We start from the raw sequence: 25,232 nt of genomic DNA, 5'->3' as shown, positions 1-25,232 counted from the left end.
CGTCAGGCGAATTTCGCCTGGACTTTCTTCGATTCGGCCTCGGGCACCTGTTCATAGTGGTCGAATTGCATCGTGTAGCTGGCGCGTCCCTGCGTGCCGGAACGCAGCTGGTTCACGTAGCCGAACATGTTCGCGAGCGGGACCATCGCATTGATGACCACGGCGTTGGCGCGCATGTCCTGGCCCTGGATCTGGCCGCGGCGGGAATTGAGATCGCCGATGACGAAGCCGGTGTATTCTTCCGGAGTCACCACCTCGACCTTCATGATCGGCTCGAGCAGAACCGACCCGCCCTTTTGCAGAGCCTCGCGGGTTGCGGCGCGCGAAGCGATTTCGAAGGCGAGCACCGACGAGTCGACGTCGTGGAAGGCGCCGTCGATCAGGGTCGCCTTGAGATCGACGACCGGAAAGCCGGCGAGAATGCCGGAGCCCATGACCGAATTGATGCCCTTTTCGACGCCGGGGACATATTCCTTCGGCACCGCGCCGCCGACGATGCTGCTCGAGAATTCGTTGCCCGAGCCCGCTTCGTTGGGCTCGAACACGATCTTGACGCGAGCGAACTGGCCCGTGCCGCCGGTCTGCTTCTTATGGGTGTAGTCGATCTCGGCGCGCTTTTGCAGACGCTCGCGATATGCGACCTGCGGAGCGCCGATATTGGCGTCGACCTTGTAGGTGCGCTTCAGAATGTCGACCTTGATGTCGAGATGCAGTTCGCCCATGCCCTTGAGGATGGTCTGGCCGCTTTCCTGATCGGTCGTCACGCGGAAGGACGGATCTTCGGCCGCGAGCTTCGAGAGCGCGACGCCGAGCTTTTCCTGATCCGCCTTGGACTTCGGCTCGATCGCGATCTCGATGACCGGCTCGGGGAACTCCATGCGCTCCAGGATCACGGGCTTGATCGGATCGCAGAGCGTGTCGCCGGTTCGGGTGTCCTTGAGGCCGGCCAGCGCGACGATGTCGCCGGCATAGGCTTCCTTGATGTCCTCGCGGTTGTTGGCGTGCATCAGCAGCATGCGGCCGACGCGCTCTTTACGGTCCTTGGTGGAGTTGATCACCGTGGAGCCGGATTCGATCTTGCCCGAATAGACGCGGCAGAAGGTGATCGTGCCGACGAAAGGATCGTCCATGATCTTGAAGGCGAGCATGGAGAAGGGCTCGTCGTCGGACGGATTGCGGATCATCTCCGCGCCGGTGTTCACATCCACGCCCTTGATCGCTTCGCGATCGAGCGGGGACGGCAGATAGAGCACGACCGCGTCGAGCAGGGGCTGCACGCCCTTGTTCTTGAAGGCCGAGCCGCAGAACACCGGCACGAAGGCGATCTTGCGGACCGCGAGACGAATGAGGCGGTTCAGCGTCTCCTCGTCCGGCTCCACGCCGTCGAGATAGGCGGCCATGGCGTCGTCGTCGAGCTCGACCGCGGCCTCGATCAGAAGGGTGCGGTATTCCTTGGCCTGATCGAGAAGATCGCCCGGGATTTCCGCGTCATTATACTTCGCGCCGAGGCCTTCGTCCTCCCAGACCACCGCCTTCATGCGGACCAGATCGATGATGCCCTTGAAGTTGCTCTCGGAGCCGATCGGCAGCTGCGCGCAGACCGGACGGCCGCCGACGCGGGTCTTGATCTCTTCGACGCAGCGGAAGAAGTCGGCGCCGATCTTGTCCATCTTGTTGACGAACACGATGCGCGGCACGTTATACTTGTCCGCCTGACGCCACACCGTCTCGGTCTGGGGCTCGACGCCCTGGTTGCCGTCCAGCACGCATACGGCGCCGTCGAGCACGCGCAGCGAACGCTCGACTTCAATGGTGAAGTCGACGTGGCCGGGGGTGTCGATGATGTTCAGACGCTTGCCGTTCCAGAAGGTGGTCGTCGCAGCCGAAGTGATCGTGATGCCGCGTTCCTGCTCCTGCTCCATCCAGTCCATCGTCGCGGCGCCTTCATGCACCTCGCCGATTTTGTGGCTCTTGCCGGAATAGTAGAGGATACGCTCCGTCGTCGTCGTCTTGCCCGCGTCAATGTGGGCCATGATTCCGAAGTTGCGGTAGTCCTCGATCGGATGAGAGCGGGCCATGGGTTCGTCCTCGGTCGGGCGGAAAAAGGGTTACCAGCGATAATGCGAGAAGGCGCGGTTGGCTTCCGCCATCCGGTGCGTGTCTTCGCGCTTCTTCACGGCGGCGCCGCGATTGTTGGAGGCGTCGAGCAGCTCCGCCGACAGACGATCGACCATCGTCTTGTCGTTGCGGTCGCGCGCCGCGTTGATGATCCAGCGGATCGCGAGAGCCTGACGGCGCTCGTTGCGCACTTCGACCGGCACCTGATAGGTGGCGCCGCCGACGCGGCGGGAACGGACCTCGATCGCCGGCGCGACATTGTCGAGCGCGGACTTGAAGACGGCGAGAGGATCGCTCTTGACCTTGGCTTCGATCGCGTCGAACGCGCCGTAGACGATCGCTTCGGCGGCCGACTTCTTGCCGTCGTACATGATCGAATTCATGAATTTCGCGAGAACCAGATCGCCGTACTTGGCGTCTTCGATGACTTCCCGCTTTTCCGCTCTGTGGCGTCGCGACATCGTCCCTGCTCCTTACTTCGGACGCTTCGCGCCATATTTCGAACGGCGCTGCTTACGATCCTTCACGCCCTGCGTGTCGAGCACGCCGCGCAGAATATGATAGCGAACACCCGGAAGATCCTTCACGCGGCCGCCGCGGATCATGACCACCGAGTGCTCCTGGAGGTTGTGACCCTCGCCCGGAATGTAGCCGATGACCTCGAACCCATTGGTCAGACGCACCTTGGCGACCTTGCGGAGCGCCGAGTTCGGCTTCTTCGGCGTGGTCGTATAGACGCGCGTGCAGACGCCGCGCTTCTGCGGGCAGGCGGTCATGTGGCGCGACTTCTCGCGGTATGTCTTCGGTTGCCGCGGTTTGCGGATCAACTGGCTGATCGTCGGCATCAAGCTATCCTTCGCTTCGAGCGAATGGTGAATTCGTTTGTCAACCCGCAAGCGCCATGAAACGGCGCAAACGAGCAAAGCGCCCTCAGCCCTTTGGACCGAGGCGCTCCCAGCGCAGAGGACCCCGGACGAATCCAGGATCGTGCCTTCCTGTCCCGCGCCCTTGCGGTCGCGGTATGATTACCAACAGTTTGGCGTTCACAGGCAAGGCGACAGCGTTTAGGTCCGAAGTATCGCTGACGAGGCGTCTGCGACGGCGTGGAACTACGGCCTGTCGAAAGTGGGCGGAACCTAATCGCCGCTTGTTCGCCCGTCAAGCGAATAATGACTCTTTTGCTACGTTTTTTCAGCCGAGCTGGAGGCTTTCAGATTGAAAAGGCTCCGATGCAGCGGCTGGCGCTTTTCGTGGCGAAATCCCCGGTGCAGCGCTTTTGGCGAAGCTACTTCACTGCGCCCGCGCAAAAGGCCCGGCGCGCCCGGCGCCGAAGCCAACCCCTGGATCTCAGCGTCCCTGCTGTCCTCTCGACCGCGGGAAGTGGCGATTAAGGCCTCAAAGCGACGCTATGAATTAACGGTTCGCACATTGCGCAGCTCAACCCCACTTCCGCCCCGCCCCGCAACCGCCCCTTTCGCGGTCCCGCGGCGCGGGTTATATCAGATTCATGGCTACTCCCTCCAATCGCAGACCCCCGCAGAACAAGGACGCGCCGCAGGAGCCCTTCAAGCGCGCCGTCGCCGGGGCCATGCGCGCCATGGCGAAATCCCCCGCGCTCGACGTGAGCTTCGCGCCCGAGCGGCCCTCGCTGATCTCCACGGCCGAAGGCGCCAAGGCCCGCCTGCCGGAACCGCCGCGCAAGGTGACGGCGAAGGACGCCGCGATATTGCGCGGCTGCGCCGATTCGATGGCGCTGCGGGTCGCCTGCCACAGCGACGGCGTGCATCGCCGCCTGGCGCCGAGCACGATGGAAGGGCGCGCCGCCTTCGACGCGGTCGAGCAGGCCCGCGTCGAATCCATCGGCGCGAAGCGCATGGCGGGCGTCGCCGACAATATCGCCGCAATGCTCGACGACCGCTACCAGCGGTCCAATTACGGCGCGGTCTCCAGCCGCGCCGACGCGCCGCTGGAGGACGCCCTCGCCCTCATCGCAAGGGAGCGCCTCACCGGCCTCGCCCCGCCCGCCCATGGGCGCAAGATCGTGGATCTGTGGCGACCCTTCATCGAGGAAAGAGGCGGCGCCGAACTCGACCGCCTGTCCGGCGCCATCGAGGACCAGCGCGCCTTCGGCCATATCGTGCACCGGCTTCTCGCCAGCCTGGACATGTCCGGGCCGGAGCAGAACAACGAGGACAGCTCCGAGGAGGACGAGAACGAGCCGCCGCAGAGCCCCGACGAGAACGAGGGCGAGCAGGACGACAAGGACCAGGCAAAATCCAGGTCCGAGATGGACACCGCCATGGCCTCGGAGGATTCGCAGCAGGAGGGCGAAGCCGAATCGGCCGAGGCGCCCTATGGCGAAACCCAGCAGGAATCAGACGGCGGCGAGCCCGACGAGGCCGCGGAGATGCGCCGCCCGGACATGCCGGAAAGCGATCGTTCCGGGTCGGACTACAAGGCCTACACCACCAAATTCGACGAAATGGTGCGCGCCGAGGAACTGTGCGACGCCGAGGAGCTCGACCGCCTGCGCTCCTATCTCGACAAGCAGCTCTCGCATCTTTCCTCGGTGGTCGGCCGTCTCGCCAACCGGCTGCAGCGCCGCCTGATGGCTCAGCAGAGCCGCTCCTGGGAATTCGATCTGGAAGAGGGGATGCTCGACCCCGCCCGTCTGCCGCGCGTGGTCATAGACCCGCAGCAGCCGCTCTCCTTCAAAAGGGAGAAGGACACCGACTTCCGCGACACCGTCGTCACGCTTCTGCTCGACAATTCGGGCTCCATGCGCGGTCGCCCGATCACGGTCGCGGCCACCTGCGCCGATATTCTGGCGCGTACGCTGGAGCGCTGCGGCGTGAAGGTCGAGATACTGGGCTTCACCACCAGGGCGTGGAAGGGCGGCCAATCGCGCGACGCCTGGATTACGGAGGGCAAAAAGCCCAATCCGGGGCGTCTCAACGACATCAGGCACATCATCTATAAGGCGGCCGACGCCCCGTGGCGGCGCGCGCGCCGCAATCTCGGCCTGATGATGCGCGAAGGCCTGCTGAAGGAGAACATCGACGGCGAGGCGCTGGACTGGGCCCATCGGCGGCTGCTCGCCCGGCCGGAACAGCGCCGCATATTGATGATGATCTCCGATGGCGCGCCGGTCGACGATTCCACGCTGTCGGTCAATCCCGGCAATTATCTCGAACGCCATCTTCGCCAGATCATCCATGAGATCGAAACCAGATCGCCAGTCGAGCTGATCGCCATCGGCATCGGCCACGACGTCACCCGGTATTATCGGCGCGCGGTGACGATCGTGGATGCGGAGGAGCTCGGCGGCGCCATGACCGAGAAGCTTGCCGAACTCTTCAATGAAAAAGGCGGCGCCGAACCGCAGCCGCGTCATGCTGCGCGCCCGAGAAGAGATCTGGGGCGTCAGCCTCTCGCCGCGGCGAGATGACCGCGCCTGTGCCGTTTCGGCTCCCGGTCGCGTCTGGTCTAAAGCCGAACGCGGTCCAAAGGTAATCTTTCAGTGTGGTCCTGCGGCGCAGCACCGCGCCGTCTCCGCGCCCGCCTGCGACTTTCATCCGCCCGGTGAAAATTTTGCGGGCGCAAAAACCATTTCAGGAAAACATGTTGGGACGCAGGCTGCGAGCCGCCTTGAAAAACCGCCCTCCGCCGGCGTCCGAAACGAGGATCAAATCAACATTGTCTTTACTCTGAAAACCCTAAATTGAGCCCATGTTCGGGGTTATGCGTTTACGCCTGTCGCCGACCATCATGCAGCGGTTCGTTCAGCCGTTCGAAAATTGGTTCAAAGCGACTTGCGGAGAGTTGGTATGTTGTTCGCCATCGATCAGAAATACGGGGCGCCGTCGTCCGAGCGCGTCACGTCCACGCGCACTGCGATTTGCGTTGCGGCGATCTGCCTGCTCGCTTCGACGCCTCTGCTGGTTTCCTTCGCGCTGATGGCCTGGGCCGCCTGATACGGCTTCCGCGAAATCGCTTCGCGATCCGCAGAAGCGACCGGCCCGGCCTCGCCCGAAATATTCAGGAAGCCTCCCCGATCGGCCATTCCCGCCTGAAGACATTTCCCTTGATGTCGTGCGCCTCGACCGAGATCGTCTTTGATCCGTTGGGGGCGTAGCTGAAACGGAAATTGGGGTCTTCCGAAAGCGAGATGCCGCCCTCCATCGAGAAGATGAGATCTTCGCCCTGCCGGACTTCGACCCTGTCGATATAATGGGCCGGTATATAAAGATGCGTGAGCTGATCCATCTGCATGCCGGAACTGTTGGGGTGCCGGATCATGATCTGCGCTTCCCGGCGGCCGGGCTCCGGGCTCTTGAATTCGCGATATTTCATCTCGCCGAGATGGGCGGTCGCCTCATCGGGATTTTTCCCCGCCGGAGCGGAGCATCCCCCGGCCGCCTTTACGAACTTCACCTGCGCGTGCAGCGTTCCGTCCCGGGTCTCGCCTACGGCGTGAACATTCGTATAGGAGTTCACACGCACGCGAGTCGCGATGAAGCCGACGTCGGCCTTGTCGCCGAAGGTGAAACTGGCCGCCATGGGAGCCGGATTCTGATCGATGACCAGGGTGGCGCCTTTTACGGCGGAGGATTTCAGGCGCAAGGTCATCGGCACGATGGCGGCGTCCTCGGCCCGAACAGGAGCCTCCAGCGCGACGACCTCGTCGCCCGCCATGGCCCGGTCGTGAAAAATGTCCCTGACGAGATCCGGCCAGGGATCGGAAGGGGACAGCGTTTGCGCCGCCGCCCCTTGCAGAAGGCCGAGGGAAAGAATTGCGGCTGCGGTCAGTCGTGCCGTCGAGATCATGCCTCTTTGTCTCCTCACCAATCGCGCATCGTGCGGCCCCGCCCGGCTCAGGGCGTCTCCCATTCCAGCTCGGCGAATCCGGCCGTCGCGTTGCGGGCGTTGTAATCCTCGAACAGGCTCCAGGCGCCGCGTTCGGTCTGCCCCGCCGCCTGCGCGGCGTCTGAGACATTGTCGCCTTTCTTGATGGCGGCGCGCAAGTCGCCGGTCAGCCGCTCGAGATAGGCGCGTTCGCTCTCGAGCGCCTGTGGCCACTGCGCTGCCAGGGGTCCATGTCCGGGCACGACGCGCGAAGCGGGAATTTTCGCGAGGGCGTCGGCGACCTGTAGGAAGCCGAGCAGGCTGCCGTCGACGATCGGCACATGTTTGAGGAAGAGGAGATCGCCGGCGAACAGGACGCCGCTCTGCTCGTCGAACGCGGTGAGGTCGCAATCGCTATGCGCAGTGCGCCACGCCTGCAAAAGAAGCTTGCGGCCCCCGAGATCGAGTGTCAGCCGGTCCTCGACGAGGATGTTCGGTTCGATGATTCTGACGTCTTCGATCTCCTTTCCCATGGCGTCCCGGAAACTTTCCCGATAATGCGGGCCCCGCGCCGCCAAAGCGCGCGGCAGATTCTTGTGGCCGACGAATTCGACGCCCGGTCCGGCGAAAACGCCATTGCCGAAGACATGGTCGGGATGGGCGTGGGTGTTGATCACATATCGAATGGGCTTGGCGGTCTTCTGCTGCAGCGCAGCAAGAAACATCTTCGCTTCCGCCGGACTCCCGCCGGTGTCGATCACCGCGACTGCGCGCTCCCCGACGACCGCGCCGAGGTTCGCGATATCGCCGAGGTTCTGTTCGCTCATCAGCGCTGTTCGGCCCTGGTGAGCGAAGACTCCGGGAGCGATTTCCCGCAGCTCGAACTCGGCCGTGGAGGCAAGTCTCACGGAGGCGAGGACGAAGACTAGAGCCAATATAACGCAACGCAGCATGAATCTTTACCTCCTGTTTATAGTCCCGCCGACGACATTTTTTGAGAAAGCCAGTAGAACATTTTTCCGGGGTTGCGCAGGAAAAGGCGGCGCCATATTATCCGGCCGTTTCCGACTTAAAAGATGTCTCCCGGACGGGAACCGGGGGCCTCTCTTCGTGGGTCGGCGCAACCGCATTTTCAAAGGTTTCGCTCGAACCGCATGAGACAAGTAACGGAAAACGCCTTCCCATTGTCGAGGCGCCATTGTGGCGCGATGTCGGCGACGGCGCCACAAGATGCGCGCGCGTCGGCATCGTCAGGAGGAAATGCTCATGCATAAGCTGTTGTTGTCGGCTTCGGTCGGTGTCTTCGCGCTGCTGTCGTTCGGCGCGGCGCACGCCGACGAATTGTTGACCCTGCAAAAAGACGCCAAGCAGTGGGCCCTGCCCACCGGCGACTACGCGAACCTGCGTTACTCCACCTTGAAGCAGATCAACACCGAGAACGTCGGCAAGCTGGCCCCAGCTTGGACCTTCTCCACCGGCGTTCTGCGCGGCCACGAAGGCGCCCCGCTCGTCATCGGCAGCGTGATGTATCTGCACACGCCGTTCCCCAATATCGTCTACGCCCTCGACCTCAACGACAACGGCAAGATCCTCTGGAAATACGAGCCGAAGCAGGATCCGAGCGTCGTGCCGGTGATGTGCTGCGACACCGTCAACCGCGGCCTCGCCTATGGCGACGGCAAGATCTTCCTGGCTCAGGCCGACACCACCCTGGTTGCGCTCGACGCCAAGACCGGCAAGCTGGTCTGGTCGGTCAAGAACGGCGACCCGGCGAAGGGCCAGACCTCGACCGCCGCTCCGCATGTCTTCAAGGACAAGGTGCTCGTCGGCATCGCCGGCGGCGAGTTCGGCGTGCGCGGCCACATCACCGCCTATGACATCAAGGACGGCAAGCAGGTTTGGCGCGGCTACTCCATGGGCCCGGACGCCGACACCCTGATCGATCCCGACAAGACCACCCACCTCGGCAAGCCGGTCGGCAAGGACTCGGGCATCAACACCTGGGAAGGCGACCAGTGGCAGACCGGCGGCGGCACCACCTGGGGCTGGTATTCCTACGATCCGGAACTGAACCTGATTTACTACGGCTCGGGCAACCCCTCGACCTGGAACCCGAAGCAGCGTCCGGGCGACAACCGCTGGTCCATGACCCTCTGGGCGCGCGACCTCGACACCGGCAAGGCGAAGTGGGTCTATCAGCTCACCCCACACGACGAATGGGACTATGACGCGATCAACGAGGTCATCCTCGCGGATCAGAAGATCGGCGGCGCCGATCGCAAGACTGCGGTCCACTTCGATCGTAACGGCTTCGCCTATACGCTCGATCGCACCAACGGCGAGCTCCTCGTCGCCGAGAAGTATGATCCGGCCGTCAACTGGGCGACCAAGGTCGACATGGACAAGGCTTCGCCCACCTACGGCCGTCCGCAGGTCGTGGCGAAATACTCCACCGACAAGAACGGCGAAGACACCAACACCCAGGGCGTCTGCCCCGCGGCTCTCGGCTCCAAGGACGAGCAGCCGGCGTCGTTCAACCCGGAAACCGGCCTGTTCTACGTGCCGACCAACCACGTCTGCATGGACTACGAGCCCTTCCGCGTGAGCTACACCGCTGGTCAGCCCTACGTCGGCGCGACCCTCGAGATGTTCCCGGCCGGCCGCGTTCTCGGCGACAAGACCGACAACACCGGCAACTTCATCGCCTGGGACGCCCGCACCGGCAAGATCGTCTGGTCCGACAAGGAGCAGTTCTCGGTATGGTCCGGCACGGTCACGACCGCCGGCGGCCTCGCCTTCTACGGCACTCTCGAGGGCTATCTGAAGGCTGTCGATCTCAAGACGGGCAAGGAACTCTATAAGTTCAAGACCCCGTCGGGCATCATCGGCAACGTCATGACCTATGAGCATGGCGGCAAGCAGTATGTCGCGGTTCTCTCGGGCGTCGGCGGCTGGGCCGGCATCGGCCTCGCGGCTGGTCTCGCCAAGAGCAACGAAGGTCTCGGCGCGGTGGGCAACTATGCCTCGCTCGCCAACTACACCGCTCTCGGCGGCGTGCTGACCGTCTTCGCTCTGCCGAACGAGACGTCTTCTGCGAGCGCCCCGGCTGCGCCGTTCACCGGCGAATGGAAGGCCCCGGCCCACTAAGCGGTCGAAGCCCAACAAAATAAAAAAAACATGGACTGGCGCTCGGCGAACGGCCAAAAAGGCGCGTCGCCGGGCGTCAGTCTTTAGGCGTATCGAGGATAAACTGCGGAGGAAATGATGAAATTGTCCCTGACTGGGGCGCTCGCTCTGTCCGTGTTCATGGGCGTCGCCAGCGTTGCTCTCGCCGAGGCGCCGGGAGATCCCAAGGCGGTCAAATCGGTCGACGGCAAATATTTCGACGCGAAGGGCGACCCCACCTACAATGTGAAGGAAGACGGCACCGTCGACTTCTACACATTCTCGGGCTATCGCCGCTATCATGCCGAGTGCCACGTCTGCCACGGCCCCAATGCGGAAGGCTCGACCTACGCTCCGGCCCTCAAGGACTCGGTCAAGCGCTTCAACTATCAGGAATTCGCCGGCATCGTGATCGGCGGCCGCGAGAACAAGACCGCCGGCAACGACAGCGTCATGCCCTCCTTCGCGGAAAACAAGAACGCGATGTGCTATCTCGACGATCTGTACATCTATCTTCGCGCCCGCTCCACGGAAGCCGTCGGTCGCGGCCGTCCGGAGAAGAAGGAAGAGAAGCCTGCGGCTTTCTCCGAAGCCGAAGCCAAGTGCATGAGCGGCAAGTAACACAAGCGCCGGCCGTCGCAGGACGGCCCGCTTTTATGAGGGAGTTGCGTGTGACCGTGAGAACAGGCCCACGGCTTGGTGGCTTCGCCCTGCTCTTCCTGAACGCCGCCGTCGCGGCCATGAGCCCGACGGCGGTTCACGCACAAAATCTCGGACCTGATTTCGGCGCCAAAGGCGCGGACAACGCCGGATCGATCGAACTCGTCGATCCCAAGGTGTTGCGGGTCTGCGCCGACCCCAACAACCTGCCCTTTTCCAACGAAAAGGGAGAAGGGTTCGAAAACAAGATCGCGCAGCTGCTCGCCGCAAAGCTCGGCAAAGAAGTGGCCTACGCCTATTACCCCGGCGCCACCGGCTTCGTGCGCAACACGCTGAACGCCCATCTTTGCGACGTCATTCTGGGCGCGCCGCAGGGCAATGATCTGGTTCAGCCCACCAATCCCTATTATCGCACCACCTACGGAATAGTCACCCGGGCCGATTCGGACCTCGCAGGCCTTCAGTCGCTGGACGACCCCCGCCTGAAAGAAAAGGGCCGGCGCATCGGCCTCGTGGCCAATACGCCCCCTGGAAACATATTGGCGACGAACGGGCTGCTGGGCTCGGTCAAGCCCTATCCGCTGATGGTCGACACCCGCGTCGAATCTCCCAGCGCCAAAATGATCGAAGATCTCCAAAAAGGAGACATCGACATCGCCGTTCTCTGGGGTCCTTTCGCCGGCTATTACGCCAAGAAAAACCCGGGAAAACTCATCGTATCGCCGCTCGAAGACGTCAAAGGCGCGCGCATGAGCTTCAGAATCGCCTTCGGCGTCCGCCATTCGGACCAGAACTGGAAACGCGAGCTCAACCAGTTCATTCAGCAGAACAAAGGCGAACTGGACGCTATCCTTCGAGATTACGGCGTTCCTCTTCTGGGGGAAGACGGCCGCGCGCTTGCGCCGACGCCGTGAGGCGCGTTCTCGCCAGGCTCACCATTATGGCCGCCGCTCTCGCAGGAGGGCCGGCGGCGGCGGAACAAGGCGCGCCGGTCGGGGAGCCGGCCGGCTACCGGCTGCAGAACTACCGCGCGCCCGTGCCCGCCACCTTGCAGGGCGCCAAAGTCGTGAACACCGCCGAGGCGATCGCCATCTGGTCGCAGAAGACCGGCGTTTTCATCGATGCCTTGCCGCGACCGCCGAAGCCCCCCGGACTGCCCAAGGAGGTCGTGTGGCGGGACGCGCCCCGTTCCGACATACCCGGCAGCCTGTGGCTTCCCGACACCGGCTATGGCGAACTGGCGGAGCCCGCCCGGCGCTATTTCGAGGCCGGCCTCTCCCGCGCGACCAAAGGCGACAAGAGCAGGCTGCTGGTCTTCTACTGCCAGAAGGACTGCTGGATGTCCTGGAACGCGGCGAAGCGCGCCCTTGCGGCCGGATATGCGCATGTCGCCTGGTATCCCGACGGAACCGACGGCTGGGCCGGCGCCGGCCAGCCGCTGGAGCCGCGCGAGCCCGAGCCGCGCGACTGAAATTAGCTGATTGCATCGCGGCGTTCCGCCCCTGTATAGGCGGGACCGCTACGCAAGAATTCCAACCGCCGGAACGCCAGCCCGCAACCCGGCCCACCATGGACAGTCACATGACGGCGCCCGCCTTGTCGCCAACCAAATCCTTCCAGGGGCTGATACTTACGCTTCAGCGATACTGGGCCGCGCAGGGATGCGTGATCCTTCAGCCCTATGACATGGAAATGGGCGCCGCGACCTTCCATCCGGCGACGACATTGCGCGCGCTGGGCCCCAAACCCTGGCGCGCCGCCTACGCCCAACCCTGCCGCCGCCCCAAAGACGGGCGCTACGGCGAAAACCCCAATCGGGTCCAGCACTACTACCAGTTCCAGGTCATATTGAAGCCCTCGCCGCGCGATCTCCAGGAGCTGTATCTCGGCTCGCTCGACGCCATCGGGCTCGACGCCCGCCTGCACGACATCCGTTTCGTCGAAGACGATTGGGAAAGCCCGACCCTGGGCGCCTGGGGACTCGGCTGGGAGTGCTGGTGCGACGGCATGGAGGTGTCGCAATTCACCTATTTCCAGCAGGTCGCCGGCGTCGAATGCGCTCCCGTAGCAGGCGAGCTCACCTATGGCCTCGAGCGTCTCGCCTGCTATCTGCAGGGCGTCGACAGCATAATGGATCTCAATTTCAACGGCGGCGAGGGCGACCGGCGCGTCAGCTACGCCGACGTGTTCCTGCAGGCCGAGCAGGAATATTCGAGATATGATTTCGAATATGCGGACACCGACAGGCTGTTCGCCTATTTCGGGGCCGCAGAGGCGGAGTGCAGGCGGTTGCTGGAACTCGGCGGCCTCGACGAGAACGCCCGGCATCTGTTGTGCCTGCCAGCCTATGACCAATGCATCAAGGCGTCCCACGCCTTCAATCTGCTCGATGCGCGCGGGGTCATCTCGGTCACCGAACGGCAGAGCTATATTCTGCGCGTGAGAGAATTGGCCAAAGCCTGCGGCGCTGCATGGAAACGCACCTCGGGCGGCGGGCTCGCCGCCTGATTTTTTCGGGCCGGGGTCGGCAGCGCCCCGACGAAGACCGAGGCGCCTTTTTTACACTGGGCGAATCGATTCCAATCGCGGCGCTTTGGCGCTGCGTTTGACAAGCGTCAATCTTCGTTCTATTTTGTTCCTGTCTTGTTCTTATCCGGCCGATGATGGCGCGGGAAAGCAGTGGAGAGCAGAATGGCGCCCGTTGGTTCCCGTAGCGGCGCAATCGCGATCGAAGCCGCTCACGCTTCGAAGGGACGGGGACAGCCCCTCGCCTCGCTGGACGCCTCGGAGCTGAGCCATCGTTTTTACCGCTGGCGCGGGGCCTCGGGCAAAGGATATATTTGTTCGGTGTTTCCCAAGGGCGAACTCCCGCTCGTCGCGGGCTTCTCCTCCGCCGTGACCATCGGCGTAAGCCGTGACGCTGGAACGCCCCGCGCCGTTTGCGTCATGCCTTCCGGCGCTTTCGCTCTAGCCGAGGATCGCGCGATTTCGGCCCTCGAGGCCGACTCCGGGGTGGAGGAATGGCACGTCCACTTTACCGCGGACGACGCCTGTGCAAGGGACCTCGCGGCGTCGCTGCTGCATTGAGCCGCCGTCGATCGCCAAACCACGGCCAGGCGGCGCCGACTGCGGCTCCTCGGAAGCTGCACAGCGTTAGCGCAGTCTAGCCTCATGGCGCTTATTTGATCACCACCGCCTGCGCGGTGGGCGCATTGCGCCTTGAAACGGGCGTTCATCCCAAATAATTTGCGGCGCATAAAGAGCCGCCGAATCCATGGCGGCCCCCAAACCCCGAAAGTCGGGGCGGAGACTGGCCGCTGTTCCTACCGGTCTCTTCTCCAAATGCTGAAATCCCGGCGCCAGCAGCCGTCCGTCCTCAGGAATTTCGACACATGTCAGTGCTGATCGACAAAAACACCAAGGTCATTTGTCAGGGCTTTACCGGCAAAACCGGAACGTTTCATTCGGAGCAGGCCATAGCCTACGGCACTCGAATGGTCGGCGGCGTGTCTCCCGGGAAAGGCGGATCGACCCACCTCGACCTTCCGGTTTTCGACACCGTAGCCGAAGCCCGCCAGAAGACCGGCGCCGACGCCTCCGTGGTCTATGTTCCGCCGCCAGGCGCCGCGGACGCGATCTGCGAGGCCATCGACGCCGAGATCCCGCTCATCGTGGCCATCACCGAAGGCGTGCCGGTGCATGACATGATCCGCGTCAAACGCGCGCTATCGGGTTCCAAATCCAGGCTCATCGGCCCCAACTGCCCCGGCGTCGTCACGGCCGGCCAATCCAAGATCGGCATCATGCCGGGCAACATCTTCAAGCCGGGCTCGGTCGGCGTGGTGTCGCGCTCCGGAACCCTGACCTATGAAGCCGTGTTCCAGACCAGCCGCGAAGGGCTCGGCCAGACGACGGCGGTCGGAATCGGCGGCGACCCGGTCAAGGGAACCGATTTCATCGAGGTGCTCGAGCTTTTCCTCGCCGACGAAGCCACGAAATCCATCATCATGATCGGCGAAATCGGCGGTTCGGCCGAGGAGGAAGCGGCCCAATTCTTGATTGACGAGGCCAAGCGGGGTCGCAAGAAGCCCATCGCGGGCTTCATCGCCGGCCGCACCGCGCCTCCCGGGCGCCGCATGGGCCACGCGGGCGCGATCATCGCGGGCGGCAAGGGCGACGCCGAAAGCAAGATCGCGGCGATGGAAGCCGCGGGCATCCGGATTTCGCCTTCGCCGGCGCGGCTCGGCAAGACGCTGGCGGAAGCGCTGAGAGGATAAGAATCGTCCCCTCCCTCCCACAACGGGAGGGAGAGGATCGGGGCGCTCCGCGCCCAGGAGGAAAAATGGCGCGTCTGGAAACGAACGGCGGCGTCGGCGGCGGACCGGGCCCCCGGCAAGGTTCTGAAAGCGAGATGCCCGAAACCTTCCTGCAGGGCGTGAACGCCGCCTATCTCGAGCAATTGCTTTCCTCTTATGAAGCAGACCCCGCTTCTGTAACCTCCGACTGGCGGGCCTTCTTCGCCAGCCTCGGGGTTGCGCCGCGCGGCGTCGCTTCCACCGCGGCGCCGGGTTGGGCGCGCAACGATTGGCCGCCCGCGCCCCGCGGCGAATTAATCAGCGCTCTCGACGGCGATTGGCCGCCGCCCAAAGCGACGGCCAGCCCCTCGCGACAGCCGACGGGGACCGCGCCGGGGCCCGATCTGAACGACGAGAAACTGCAGAGGGCCACGCGCGACAGCGTGCGCGCTCTCATGATGATTCGCGCCTATCGCATGCGCGGACATCTGCACGCCAATCTCGACCCGCTGGGTCTGGAGCAACGCCAGGACCACGGCGAACTGCATCCGGCAACTTACGGCTTCGAGGACAAGGACTACGACCGCAAGATCTTCATCGACGGCGTGCTCGGCCTGAAGGAAGCCAGCATCTTCGAGATGGTGACGATCCTGCGTCGGACCTATTGCGGCCCGATCGGGTTCGAATTCATGCATATTTCGAATCCGGAAGAAAAATCCTGGCTCCAGGCGAGAATCGAAGGTCCGAAGAAAGAGATCGTCTTCACGCAGGAGGGCAAGCGCGCGATCCTGCGCAAGCTGGTCGAGGCCGAGGGTTTCGAGAAATTCCTCGACGTGAAATACACCGGCACCAAGCGGTTCGGCCTCGACGGGGCGGAATCCATCGTTCCGGCGCTGGAGCAGATCATAAAGCGCGGCGGCGCCCTCGGCGTCCAGCAAATCGTTCTGGGAATGGCCCATCGCGGCAGGCTCAACGTGCTGTGCCAGGTCATGGGCAAACCGCATCGCGCCCTGTTCCACGAGTTCAAAGGCGGTTCCTTCCTGCCCGACGAGGTGGAAGGCTCGGGCGACGTCAAATACCATCTCGGGGCCTCGTCGGACCGCGAATTCGACGGCAATAAGGTGCATCTGTCCCTCACGGCCAATCCCTCGCATCTCGAGATCGTCGATCCCGTGGTGCTGGGAAAGGTGCGGGCCAAACAGGACCAGCACCGCTGCGCCGACGACGATCGCCGCGCCGTCCTGCCCCTTCTCATTCACGGAGACGCCGCCTTCGCGGGACAGGGCGTGGTCGCCGAGTGCTTCGGCCTTTCCGGGCTGAAAGGACACCGGACCGGCGGCTCGGTGCATTTCATCATCAACAATCAGATCGGCTTCACCACCTATCCGCGTTATTCGCGGTCTTCGCCCTATCCGTCCGACGTGGCGAAGATGGTGGAAGCGCCCATCTTTCACGTCAATGGCGACGATCCCGAGGCTGTCGTCTTCGCCGCGCGCGTCGCCACCGAATTCCGCCAGCAGTTCCAGAAGCCGGTCGTCATCGACATGTGGTGCTACCGGCGCTACGGCCACAACGAAGGCGACGAGCCCGGCTTCACCCAGCCGCTGATGTACAAGAAGATCCGCGCCCATAAGACGACGCTGGACATCTACGCGGAGAAGCTCGAGGCCGAAGGCCACATGACCCGCGGCGAGGTGGACGCGACCAAATCGGCCTGGCGGGAACAGCTTTCCCAGGAACTCGAAGCCTCGCAATCCTACAAGGTCAACAAGGCCGACTGGCTCGACGGCCGCTGGGCCGGGCTCAAGCCGGCCTACCAATCTTCCGACGACGACAGACGCGGGAAGACAGGCGTCGATCTCGATGCCCTGCGCGCCATCGGCGGCGCGATCACTTCCGTGCCTTCCAGCTTCAATGTACATCGCACGATCCAGCGCTTCCTCGACACGCGCCGCAAGGCGATCGAAAGCGGCGTCGGCGTCGATTGGGCCACGGCGGAGGCTCTCGCTTTCGGGTCCCTGCTGCGCGAGGGACGGCGGGTTCGGTTTTCCGGGCAGGACAGCGAACGCGGAACATTTTCCCAGCGCCACAGCGTGTTGATCGACCAGGACAACGAGTCCCGCTACATCCCACTCGACCACCTTTCCGACAAGCAGGGGCAATTCGAAGTCATCAATTCGATGCTTTCCGAGGAGGCGGTGCTCGGCTTCGAATATGGCTACTCCCTGGCCGATCCGGATTCGCTCGTTTTATGGGAAGCGCAGTTCGGCGATTTCGCCAATGGCGCGCAGGTCGTGTTCGACCAGTTCCTTTCCGCCGGCGAACGCAAATGGCTCCGCATGTCGGGACTGGTCTGCCTGTTGCCTCACGGCTACGAGGGACAGGGCCCTGAACACTCCTCCGCCCGTCTGGAGCGCTTCCTCCAGCTCGCCGCCGAGGACAATATGCAGATCGCCAATTGTTCCACGCCGGCGAATTATTTTCATATCCTGCGCCGACAGCTGCATCGCGACATTCGCAAACCCCTGGTGCTGATGGCGCCGAAGTCGCTCCTGCGGCACAAGCGCTGCGTGTCCCGCCTCGACGACCTCGGTCCGAATTCCGGATTTCACCGCCTCCTGCCGGACGACGCAACGTCCGACCCCGCTTCGGGCGGCGTCGCGCTACGCCCGGCCGAAGCGATCCGCCGGGTCGTGCTCTGCTCCGGCAAGGTCTATTACGATTTGCTAGAGGAGCGTGAAAAACGCGGCGTCGACGACGTCTATCTGCTGCGGGTGGAACAGCTCTATCCCCTCCCGCTCAAGCAGCTCGTCGTAAGACTGTCCCAATATCGGCAGGCCGACGTCGTCTGGTGCCAGGAGGAGCCCAAGAACATGGGAGCCTGGTCCTATGTCGAGCCCTATCTCGAATGGGTTCTCAATCAGGTCGGCGGCGTCAGGAAACGGGCGCGCTACGCCGGGCGGCCCGCCTCCGCTTCGACCGCTGCGGGAACCATGTCGAAACATCTCGCTCAGCTCAAGGCTCTTCTCGACGAAGCCCTGGCGCCGTGAACGGCGCTTTCGTCGAGCGAGGCTGACGAGCGTGCATATTTGACTCATCGACAACCCTTCGATCTGCGGATCTCCTTCGTGCCCAAGGAAGCTCCATGATGACTGAAATTCGCGTGCCGACTCTTGGCGAGTCGGTGACGGAGGCCACCGTAGGCCGCTGGTTCAAGCAGGCGGGCGACGCCGTCGCGGCCGACGAGACCGTCGCCGAGCTGGAGACCGACAAGGTGACGCTCGAAGTCAACGCGCCGGCGTCGGGGGTTCTCGCCGAGATTGTCGCGAAGACCGGCGAGACCGTCACTCCCGGGGCCTTACTGGGCCAGATCGCCGAGGGCCAGGCGCCTGCCGCGGGCGCCGCTCCGGCGAAGCCCGCCGCGGCGCCGGCTCCTGTCGCGGCCGCCGCGCCGAGTCCCACCGCTCCCGCGGAAAAATCCCTGCCCATGCCGCCCTCGCCCGCCGCGGCGAAAATCGCGCTGGACAGCGGCATAGATCTTTCCGGCGTGGCCGGCTCCGGCAAACGCGGACAAGTGCTCAAGGGCGATCTCATCGCCCAGCCCCGGCCGGCCCCGGCGCTGCCCCCCGCCATTGAAAACCGGCCCGAGCGGCCGGCGCTGCGGGCGCCAACCAGCCGTGAGGATACATCCCGCGAAGAACGCGTAAAAATGACCAGGCTGCGGCAGACCATCGCCCGCCGGCTCAAGGAAGCGCAGAACACCGCAGCGATGCTGACGACGTTCAACGAAGTCGACATGACCGCGGTGATCGGCCTTCGCAACAGATACAAGGATCTCTTCGAGAAAAAGCACGGGGTGAAGCTCGGCTTCATGGGCTTTTTCGTGAAAGCCTGCTGCCGCGCCCTCGAAGAAATACCCGCAGTCAACGCAGAGATCGACGGCGGCGACGTCGTTTACAAGCATTACGCCCACATCGGCGTGGCGGTCGGAACCGAGAAAGGCCTGGTCGTGCCGGTGGTGAGGAACGCCGACCGAATGAGCGTCGCCGCCATCGAGAAATCCATTGGCGCTCTAGGCAAGAAAGCGCGCGACGGGCAACTCGCGATCGAGGACCTGCAGGGGGGCACGTTCACCATTTCCAACGGCGGGATTTACGGATCGCTGATGTCGACGCCGATCCTGAACGCGCCTCAATCCGGCATCCTCGGAATGCACAAGATCCAGGATCGGCCAGTGGCCGTGGACGGGAAGATCGAAATCCGGCCGATGATGTATCTGGCCCTTTCCTACGACCATCGCATCGTCGACGGCAAGGAAGCCGTGACATTCCTCGTTCGCGTCAAGGAGTCCCTCGAAAACCCCGAACGTATGGTTCTGGATTTATGACGCTTTCGGCGCATTGGGGCCCTTTAAAAAGCGGCAGTCGTGCGTATCTAGCGTTTAAGGCGCGCTGCCGATGCAGGCGCCGGAGGCGGGTTCGACGAGAACCGCCGAGGAGGATGCTATGGAAGCCAAGACCGCGCATGAACCCACAAGACCGCAGCTCACCCCCGAGCAGTTCGCTCATCTCGGAGACGGCGCGATAGCCTATGTCCGGTCGATGAAATCCGAGGATGTGTGCCGGCTTTATCCACAGGCGCCTGAAATCGAGCCCGGCCTGACTGTTTTCGCCCTTCTGGCGGCGGACGGCACGCCTATCGTTCTCGCAGATTCCCGCGAAGGGGCGCTCGCCAATGCGGTTGAAAACCGGCTTCTCACCGTCAGTCTCCACTGAAAATCCCCGAGAGTTGAGACATCCCCGCGACGAGAACGCGCCAACGCTATGGTCTGGCGCGCTTTCTTGTCGAGCGGATCGAGCCAGGCGCTCGGAAAGAGCCCTGACGCCCGGCGCGCTCTTATGCGAGATCCGCTCGACTGGCATTTGGGATTCGTCCGCCTCAAAAATCGATGTCGATCGGTGATTTTTATGGCGATCGCTTTTGCGGATCGCGATGCGATCTCGCCGAAGCCGTATTACCTGTCCCGGGGTAAGATAATTGCATGTCTGCGCCTAATTGGAGCCACCCCTTCACAAAAGAGAGGCTCCTGCCAGGAGGCGTTTTTATGGAACAGACCCGTGAGCTTTTTGCCGTTTGTCACGTTAACGACGTGGCCAAGCGTCGCGCGGTGGGCTACGTGCTCGCGCGCGTCGACGAGAACGGCAAGACGGTTCCCTTTCCCGTCGTGATCACCCGTTTCAAGGGCAAATATTACGGCTATGTGAACCGTTGCCCGCACCAGGGCACGCGGCTGGATTTCGAGCCGAGGCAGTTTCTCGATTCCGGCCTGCAAAATCTAATGTGCGGAAAGCACGGCGCCCTGTTCGACATCCCGACCGGACATTGCAACGACGGCCCCTGCAAGGGGGAACGCCTCGAACCCGTCGAAGTCGTCATCGACAATGAAGAGGTTTGCATAACCGGCGTGATTCTCGCGGAAGAAGACGGCCTCGACCGCGAGGAGAACGACGAAATGCCTGAAATCGTGATTCAGCCCGACTGAGACAATCGGGGCGACGCCTCAGGTCATGACCACATTCACGGCGCTCTCCGGCAGATCCTTGCCGAAGCAGCGCTGGTAGAACTCGGCGACCAGCGGCCGTTCGAGTTCATCGCATTTATTGAGGAAGGTCAGGCGGAAGGCGAAGCCGATGTCGCCGAAGATCTCCGCGTTTTCCGCCCAGGTGATCACCGTGCGCGGGCTCATCACCGTCGAGAGATCTCCGGCGATGAACGCGTTGCGTGTCAGATCGGCGACGCGGACCATCTTGTTGATCGCGTCCTTGCCTTCCTTGGTCTTGTCGAAGCTCTTGACCTTGGCCAGGACGATATTGGTCTCCGCGTCGTGCGGAAGATAATTCAGCGTGGCCACGATCGACCAGCGGTCCATCTGACCCTGGTTGATCTGCTGGGTTCCGTGATACAGCCCCGACGTATCCCCCAGCCCCACAGTATTCGCTGTCGCGAACAGGCGGAACGCGGGATGAGGTCGGATCACCCGGTTCTGATCGAGCAGGGTCAGACGGCCCGAGACTTCCAGAACGCGCTGGATCACAAACATGACGTCGGGCCGCCCAGCGTCATATTCGTCGAACACCAGGGCGATATTGTTCTGCAGCGCCCAGGGGAGAATGCCGTCGCGGAATTCCGTGACCTGCTTTCCCTCCTTGAGGACGATGGCGTCCTTGCCGACGAGATCGATCCTGGAAACGTGGCTGTCGAGGTTGACGCGCACGCAGGGCCAGTTCAACCGCGCCGCCACCTGTTCTATATGCGTCGATTTTCCGGTTCCATGGTAACCGGTGACCATCACGCGGCGATTATGAGCGAAGCCTGCCAGGATCGCGAGCGTGGTTTCCCGATCGAATAGATAATCGGGATCGGTGTCCGGCACATGCTCGCTTCGGGTCGAATAAGCCGGAAGCATGAGATCGGTGTCGATATTGAAAAGGCGCCGCGCAGAAACCTGCGTATCGGGAAGTCCTGAAACGCGCCCCGCATCTGTTTTTCCGATTTCGACCAACACTTCCTCCGTCACCCTGGCGGCGCGTCTTGAGTGTTTTCATGTTTCGCGGAAACATGAAAACACTCTAAGCTTTTGTTTTAACGCGTTTCCAACGCCGAACCGGCATCCAATTCCGCTGGAAACGCTCTATATAGCAGCTTTTCATGGGAGCAAAACGGTCAAACGAGCCGCGCGGCCCTGAGCGTCTTGTAGGCGTGAATGATTTCACGCAGTTTTTCTTCCGTGGAGCGGTCGCCGCCGTTGGCGTCGGGATGGTGCCGCTTTACAAGCTCCTTGTAGCGGGACTTTATCATCTCAGAGCTTGCGCTCTCGTCGAGCCCGAGCGCGTCCAGAGCCCGCATCGTAACCGGGGAATAACTGGGGGCGGAAGGCTTGTAGGGCCGCCGCTTCGTATTGCGTTTGCGAAAGGCGCTGAATGGATCGCCCTCCGCCCCGCCGGGCTTGTGCGCCCCGCCTTGAAAACCATTTGCTCCATGCGCGACTCCCATCGACCAGGTCGGGCGATGTCCCACAGTCGCGTCTTTGAGATAGCGTGCGACGGCCTCGTCGCTCATGCCGTTGAAGTAATTATAGGAATTGTTGTATTCGCGTACGTGGTCGAGGCAGAAACAAAAATACTGCCCCTCCCGGAGCCGTCCCATCGGGGCCCGGTACTGTCCAGCTGCTTCGCAACCGGGAGAATCGCAACGTAGGCGAGGCCTATCCGCTTCCTTTTCCGACTGCCGCTTAACCCGGATTCTGTCAAAGAGTGGCGAATTGAGATCCATGGCTCACATTATGGAGATCGGTTGCGGCGCCGCAAGCGACTAACGCGCGTTTTAGCGCTTGAAGGCGATATTTTTCGTTGGCTTGCGTCCGCTGCACGCATTTTGCGTTCGGGGGGCGCATAGGGGATAGCGTGCGGAGGTTTTGGCATGAAGCAGTCCGACATCAAGCCTGTTAAGGCTTCCATCGAATCGAAATTGACGTCTTTCTTTCGTCCTTCGCGGCTCACGATCGAGGACCAATCGCATCTTCACGCCGGCCATGCCGGGCATGAAGGACGCGAGGAAACGCATTTCAGCATCGAAATCGTGAGCGAGGCCTTCACCGGAAAGTCGCGGGTCGCCCGTCACAGGCTGGTCAATGAAGTGCTGGTCGAAGAATTGGCGGGACCCGTCCACGCCATGGCGTTGATCGCCAGGAGCCCCGATGAAGAGGGCTGAGGCAGGGGCGGCTGGAGCGGCGGGCGAGGCGATCGAGGCCTGATCCCCCGGAAAAAAGCGACCGGCCGGATTTTGGTCCGGCCGGCGCAATCATCAGACTAGGCTGACTGTTCTATCAGGGCATGTCGCCCGCGACGAACTTCGGAATGACCGGTCCGCCGATTTCAGCCGCGAAGCGCTTTCCGCTCGGGGTGAAGAAGAAGAACAGGCCGCCGACCTGAGAGTCGGTGTCGTAGGCCAGATCCGACAGGCGCTCGATGTCCCAACGGGCGTCCTGGATCTTCACCACGATTTCCTTCGTCTCGCCGGGGGCGATCGGAGTCGCGTCAACCGACAGGCCACGATCGGCCAGCAGGTAGTCGGGGAACTCGGGCTTGGTCGTGAACACGTCGGGGTTCAGGAAGCGCAGGCCGGCCGCGGTGTATTCGCCGAGACGGATCGGCTCCGAAGCGCCGTTGGTCACCTTGACGTTCACGGTCAGTTCGCGGCCCGGAACCTTGTAGACGCCGCCCTGGAGCTCGGCCTTGACCTGCTCTTTGCCGACGCCGGCGGTTCCTTCGGTCACGATCGGGGTCAGCGGCTTCTGCAGACCAGCCTGGAGCGGGATGGTGCGCGGGAAGGTGCTGTTGGTCACGGCGTAGCCGACGATCGTCGCCAGGATCGTGAGAGCCAGAGCGATCGCGCCGATGCGGCGGTCTTCGTCGGTCACGGCTTCGTCAGCCTTGCCTTCGGCGACACGCAGATAGGACGCGATGATGCCCTTGCGGACGAACCAGAAGAAGATCCAGCCCGCGCCGACAGCCAGCCACGGCAGGTGCCACGCGTAAACGCGGTCGATGCCGTAGTGCTCGAGGTCGACAGTGGTGCCGTCGAGGAGCGTCACCGGATCGGTGAAGTCCTTCATGTCGCCCTTGATCTCGATCCACTGGCCCGGTCCGATGATCGGTCCGCCGCCTTCGACGTTGATCTGAGCGTGAACGTGCCAACGGCCCGCGCGACGACCCTTCAGGTTGAGCGAGAACGCATAGTCGTTGCCCGGAACCAGCGACACCGAGCGAGGAGCGAACTGCTCGCCGATGAACTGAGCCGTGCGCACCAGAACCGGACCGGGTTCGCCGGCGTTCAGGAACGAAACGCGCGGGTTCGCCACGGCCTGCGGCCAAGCCGAGAACACGTGCACCTTGCCCGAAAGCACCATCTCTTCGTTGACGTTGACCGTCGTCTTCGACCACTGAACGTCATACCAGTTCAGCGTGCGCATACGAAGGAACGCCTGCTGCGACTTCTCGCCGTGAGCCGACGCAGGAGCGATCGCTCCGAGCGTCGCGACGACGGCCGCCGCGCCAACCGCGGCAAGCTTCACCAGGTTTCTCATATACAAACCTCCCAGTTTCTCTTAGCGGCCCAGGCCGGTGATCAAACCGCGCCGGTTCCGCGCCTCGTCTCTTTTCTCGGGAGCGGCCATACCCTTGCGGGATGATGAAGGCCGCCCCTCTTCTTCTTGTCGCTAGCTTGTGGACGGGAGCCGCATCGGCGCCTCCCCTCCGGAGAGACTGCTTAGATCTTCTCGATCTTGGCGGTCGTCGAATACCAGCGGCCCATGAACCACCACAGGAAGTAGACCATCATCGAGACGAAGCCCGAGAAGAAGGCCGCAACCGGAACGACGTCCTTACCGAAGGTGCGCAGCGTGCCGCGCTCGACCATGCGGATGTATTCCGGCATCGAGGTGCGCACGAAGTGGAAGCCGATCAGATCCGCGAGGGTCATCAGCTGGCCGTGCTGCTCGGTGGCCTGGTGGAACGCCGCAATCGCCGGCCAGTTGTTCGGGTAGAACAGCAGGCCCCAGCCCAGCGAGCCCACGATCGCCGTGATCACGTAGCTGCCCGAGAGGAGCAGGATCACGTCGAGCCAGATCGCCGGAACCATCAGAGCGGACGGGAACACCAGGGAGATCGGGAAGTAGGTCCAGCCCCAGAAGTTCACGTAGCGGTTGATCCACTCGCCGATCAGAAGGCCCAGAACCGCGAAGGTCGCGCCGAACGGAAGGCGGAAGTTCACCCAGAAGAACGCCTGAGAAGCGGCCGCGAAGGTCACGCCCAGGATCGGAACCACGGTCGGCCACATACGACGGTCTTTCCAGTCGACCCAGAAGTCCCAGTCGCCCGCCGTCAGCATGAAGTGGACGTGGTAGCCGCCGAGAACGGCGAAAAACAGCAGTGTCAGAAGCAACCAGTCGGTGGTTTGAACGCATCCCGCCGCTTCGGCGACGGAATGGAACGGTCCGACCGCCCCCCCGCTCTTCGATGTCGACATATTTTTTCTCCTTGGTGTCTCAATAAGTCCCGGCTTCTCTTGCGCCGGATTTTCTGCTACCTT

Annotated in this window: 23 protein-coding genes; 14 read left to right on the top strand and 9 right to left on the bottom strand. The window is 62.9% G+C overall.

Annotation, left to right across the window (positions count from 1 at the left end; all coding sequences use genetic code 11):
* Positions 1-2 precede the first annotated feature (2 nt).
* Genes fusA through rpsL form a run of 3 tightly spaced genes read right to left on the bottom strand, consistent with a single transcriptional unit; the run spans position 3 to position 2,963 of the window.
* Complete coding sequence (fusA, locus tag H2LOC_RS17645; RefSeq protein ID WP_136497396.1) at positions 3-2,078, bottom strand: elongation factor G; 2,076 nt, start codon at positions 2,076-2,078, stop codon at positions 3-5.
* A 30-nt stretch (positions 2,079-2,108) separates the two neighbouring features.
* Positions 2,109-2,579 (bottom strand): 30S ribosomal protein S7, encoded by a 471-nt coding sequence (rpsG, locus tag H2LOC_RS17640; RefSeq protein WP_136497397.1) that lies wholly within the window; start codon positions 2,577-2,579, stop codon positions 2,109-2,111.
* 12 nt (positions 2,580-2,591) lie between these two features.
* Positions 2,592-2,963, bottom strand: a complete 372-nt coding sequence (gene rpsL / locus H2LOC_RS17635; RefSeq protein WP_136497398.1) for a 30S ribosomal protein S12 — start codon at positions 2,961-2,963, stop codon at positions 2,592-2,594.
* Between the two features lie 662 nt (positions 2,964-3,625).
* On the opposite strand from rpsL, the gene cobT reads away from it, so the two are divergent.
* On the top strand, positions 3,626-5,566 hold the full coding sequence (cobT, locus tag H2LOC_RS17630; RefSeq protein WP_136497399.1) for a cobaltochelatase subunit CobT: 1,941 nt from the start codon (positions 3,626-3,628) through the stop codon (positions 5,564-5,566).
* A 379-nt stretch (positions 5,567-5,945) separates the two neighbouring features.
* Positions 5,946-6,092: a hypothetical protein gene (locus H2LOC_RS17620; RefSeq protein ID WP_154331708.1), complete on the top strand. Its 147-nt coding sequence runs from the start codon at positions 5,946-5,948 to the stop codon at positions 6,090-6,092.
* A gap of 64 nt (positions 6,093-6,156) precedes the next feature.
* Here the strand turns inward: H2LOC_RS17620 and H2LOC_RS17615 are convergent, their stop codons facing one another.
* Together H2LOC_RS17615 and H2LOC_RS17610 are read right to left on the bottom strand one after the other, a co-directional pair.
* Entirely contained in the window at positions 6,157-6,945 is a 789-nt protein-coding gene (locus H2LOC_RS17615) for a quinoprotein dehydrogenase-associated SoxYZ-like carrier (RefSeq protein WP_136497400.1), read from the bottom strand.
* A 47-nt stretch (positions 6,946-6,992) separates the two neighbouring features.
* The gene (locus tag H2LOC_RS17610) at positions 6,993-7,916 is read right to left on the bottom strand and encodes a quinoprotein relay system zinc metallohydrolase 2 (protein WP_136497401.1); all 924 of its coding nucleotides are present in this window, start codon (positions 7,914-7,916) and stop codon (positions 6,993-6,995) included.
* A 313-nt stretch (positions 7,917-8,229) separates the two neighbouring features.
* Between H2LOC_RS17610 and xoxF5 the strand changes: the two genes are divergently transcribed.
* The 11 genes from xoxF5 (at position 8,230) to H2LOC_RS17555 (ending at position 20,625) form a co-directional block, all read left to right on the top strand.
* The gene (gene xoxF5, locus H2LOC_RS17605; protein ID WP_154331707.1) at positions 8,230-10,110 is read left to right on the top strand and encodes a lanthanide-dependent methanol dehydrogenase XoxF5; all 1,881 of its coding nucleotides are present in this window, start codon (positions 8,230-8,232) and stop codon (positions 10,108-10,110) included.
* A gap of 159 nt (positions 10,111-10,269) precedes the next feature.
* On the top strand, positions 10,270-10,749 hold the full coding sequence (locus H2LOC_RS17600; RefSeq protein ID WP_136497546.1) for a c-type cytochrome, methanol metabolism-related: 480 nt from the start codon (positions 10,270-10,272) through the stop codon (positions 10,747-10,749).
* Between the two features lie 119 nt (positions 10,750-10,868).
* A complete protein-coding gene (locus tag H2LOC_RS17595) occupies positions 10,869-11,702 on the top strand; it encodes a substrate-binding domain-containing protein (RefSeq protein WP_162009815.1) in 834 nt (277 codons plus the stop codon).
* Positions 11,703-11,728: 26 nt separating this feature from the next.
* A complete protein-coding gene (locus tag H2LOC_RS17590) occupies positions 11,729-12,259 on the top strand; it encodes a PQQ-dependent catabolism-associated CXXCW motif protein (protein ID WP_136497403.1) in 531 nt (176 codons plus the stop codon).
* Between the two features lie 110 nt (positions 12,260-12,369).
* Complete coding sequence (locus tag H2LOC_RS17585; RefSeq protein WP_136497404.1) at positions 12,370-13,296, top strand: glycine--tRNA ligase subunit alpha; 927 nt, start codon at positions 12,370-12,372, stop codon at positions 13,294-13,296.
* Between the two features lie 183 nt (positions 13,297-13,479).
* Entirely contained in the window at positions 13,480-13,875 is a 396-nt protein-coding gene (locus H2LOC_RS17580; protein WP_246206879.1) for a hypothetical protein, read from the top strand.
* Between the two features lie 305 nt (positions 13,876-14,180).
* Positions 14,181-15,065: a succinate--CoA ligase subunit alpha gene (sucD, locus tag H2LOC_RS17575; RefSeq protein ID WP_136497405.1), complete on the top strand. Its 885-nt coding sequence runs from the start codon at positions 14,181-14,183 to the stop codon at positions 15,063-15,065.
* Between the two features lie 65 nt (positions 15,066-15,130).
* A complete protein-coding gene (locus H2LOC_RS17570; protein ID WP_136497406.1) occupies positions 15,131-18,133 on the top strand; it encodes a 2-oxoglutarate dehydrogenase E1 component in 3,003 nt (1,000 codons plus the stop codon).
* 98 nt (positions 18,134-18,231) lie between these two features.
* Entirely contained in the window at positions 18,232-19,470 is a 1,239-nt protein-coding gene (gene odhB / locus H2LOC_RS17565) for a 2-oxoglutarate dehydrogenase complex dihydrolipoyllysine-residue succinyltransferase (protein ID WP_162009814.1), read from the top strand.
* 118 nt (positions 19,471-19,588) lie between these two features.
* Positions 19,589-19,858, top strand: a complete 270-nt coding sequence (locus H2LOC_RS17560) for a BQ00720 family protein (protein WP_136497408.1) — start codon at positions 19,589-19,591, stop codon at positions 19,856-19,858.
* A 329-nt stretch (positions 19,859-20,187) separates the two neighbouring features.
* The gene (locus H2LOC_RS17555; protein WP_136497409.1) at positions 20,188-20,625 is read left to right on the top strand and encodes a Rieske (2Fe-2S) protein; all 438 of its coding nucleotides are present in this window, start codon (positions 20,188-20,190) and stop codon (positions 20,623-20,625) included.
* 18 nt (positions 20,626-20,643) lie between these two features.
* Here the strand turns inward: H2LOC_RS17555 and cobS are convergent, their stop codons facing one another.
* Both cobS and H2LOC_RS17545 read right to left on the bottom strand, forming a co-directional pair.
* Positions 20,644-21,636, bottom strand: coding sequence for a cobaltochelatase subunit CobS (cobS, locus tag H2LOC_RS17550; RefSeq protein ID WP_136497548.1), 993 nt, complete (start codon positions 21,634-21,636; stop codon positions 20,644-20,646).
* Positions 21,637-21,806: 170 nt separating this feature from the next.
* Entirely contained in the window at positions 21,807-22,415 is a 609-nt protein-coding gene (locus H2LOC_RS17545) for a J domain-containing protein (RefSeq protein ID WP_136497410.1), read from the bottom strand.
* Between the two features lie 147 nt (positions 22,416-22,562).
* Between H2LOC_RS17545 and H2LOC_RS17540 the strand changes: the two genes are divergently transcribed.
* Positions 22,563-22,853, top strand: coding sequence for a BolA family protein (locus H2LOC_RS17540; protein WP_136497411.1), 291 nt, complete (start codon positions 22,563-22,565; stop codon positions 22,851-22,853).
* Positions 22,854-22,968: 115 nt separating this feature from the next.
* Here H2LOC_RS17540 and amoB read toward each other — a convergent pair whose 3' ends face one another.
* Together amoB and amoA are read right to left on the bottom strand one after the other, a co-directional pair.
* Positions 22,969-24,228, bottom strand: coding sequence for a bacterial ammonia monooxygenase, subunit AmoB (gene amoB, locus H2LOC_RS17535; RefSeq protein WP_136495620.1), 1,260 nt, complete (start codon positions 24,226-24,228; stop codon positions 22,969-22,971).
* 182 nt (positions 24,229-24,410) lie between these two features.
* Positions 24,411-25,169, bottom strand: a complete 759-nt coding sequence (amoA, locus tag H2LOC_RS17530) for a bacterial ammonia monooxygenase, subunit AmoA (RefSeq protein ID WP_136495621.1) — start codon at positions 25,167-25,169, stop codon at positions 24,411-24,413.
* Between the last annotated feature and the right edge of the window lie 63 nt (positions 25,170-25,232).

This window comes from Methylocystis heyeri (assembly GCF_004802635.2).
In the GTDB taxonomy this organism is placed as follows: Bacteria; Pseudomonadota; Alphaproteobacteria; order Rhizobiales; family Beijerinckiaceae; genus Methylocystis; species Methylocystis heyeri.
Note: the sequence above shows the minus strand (reverse complement) of the source record. Positions and strands in the feature narration are given on the sequence as shown.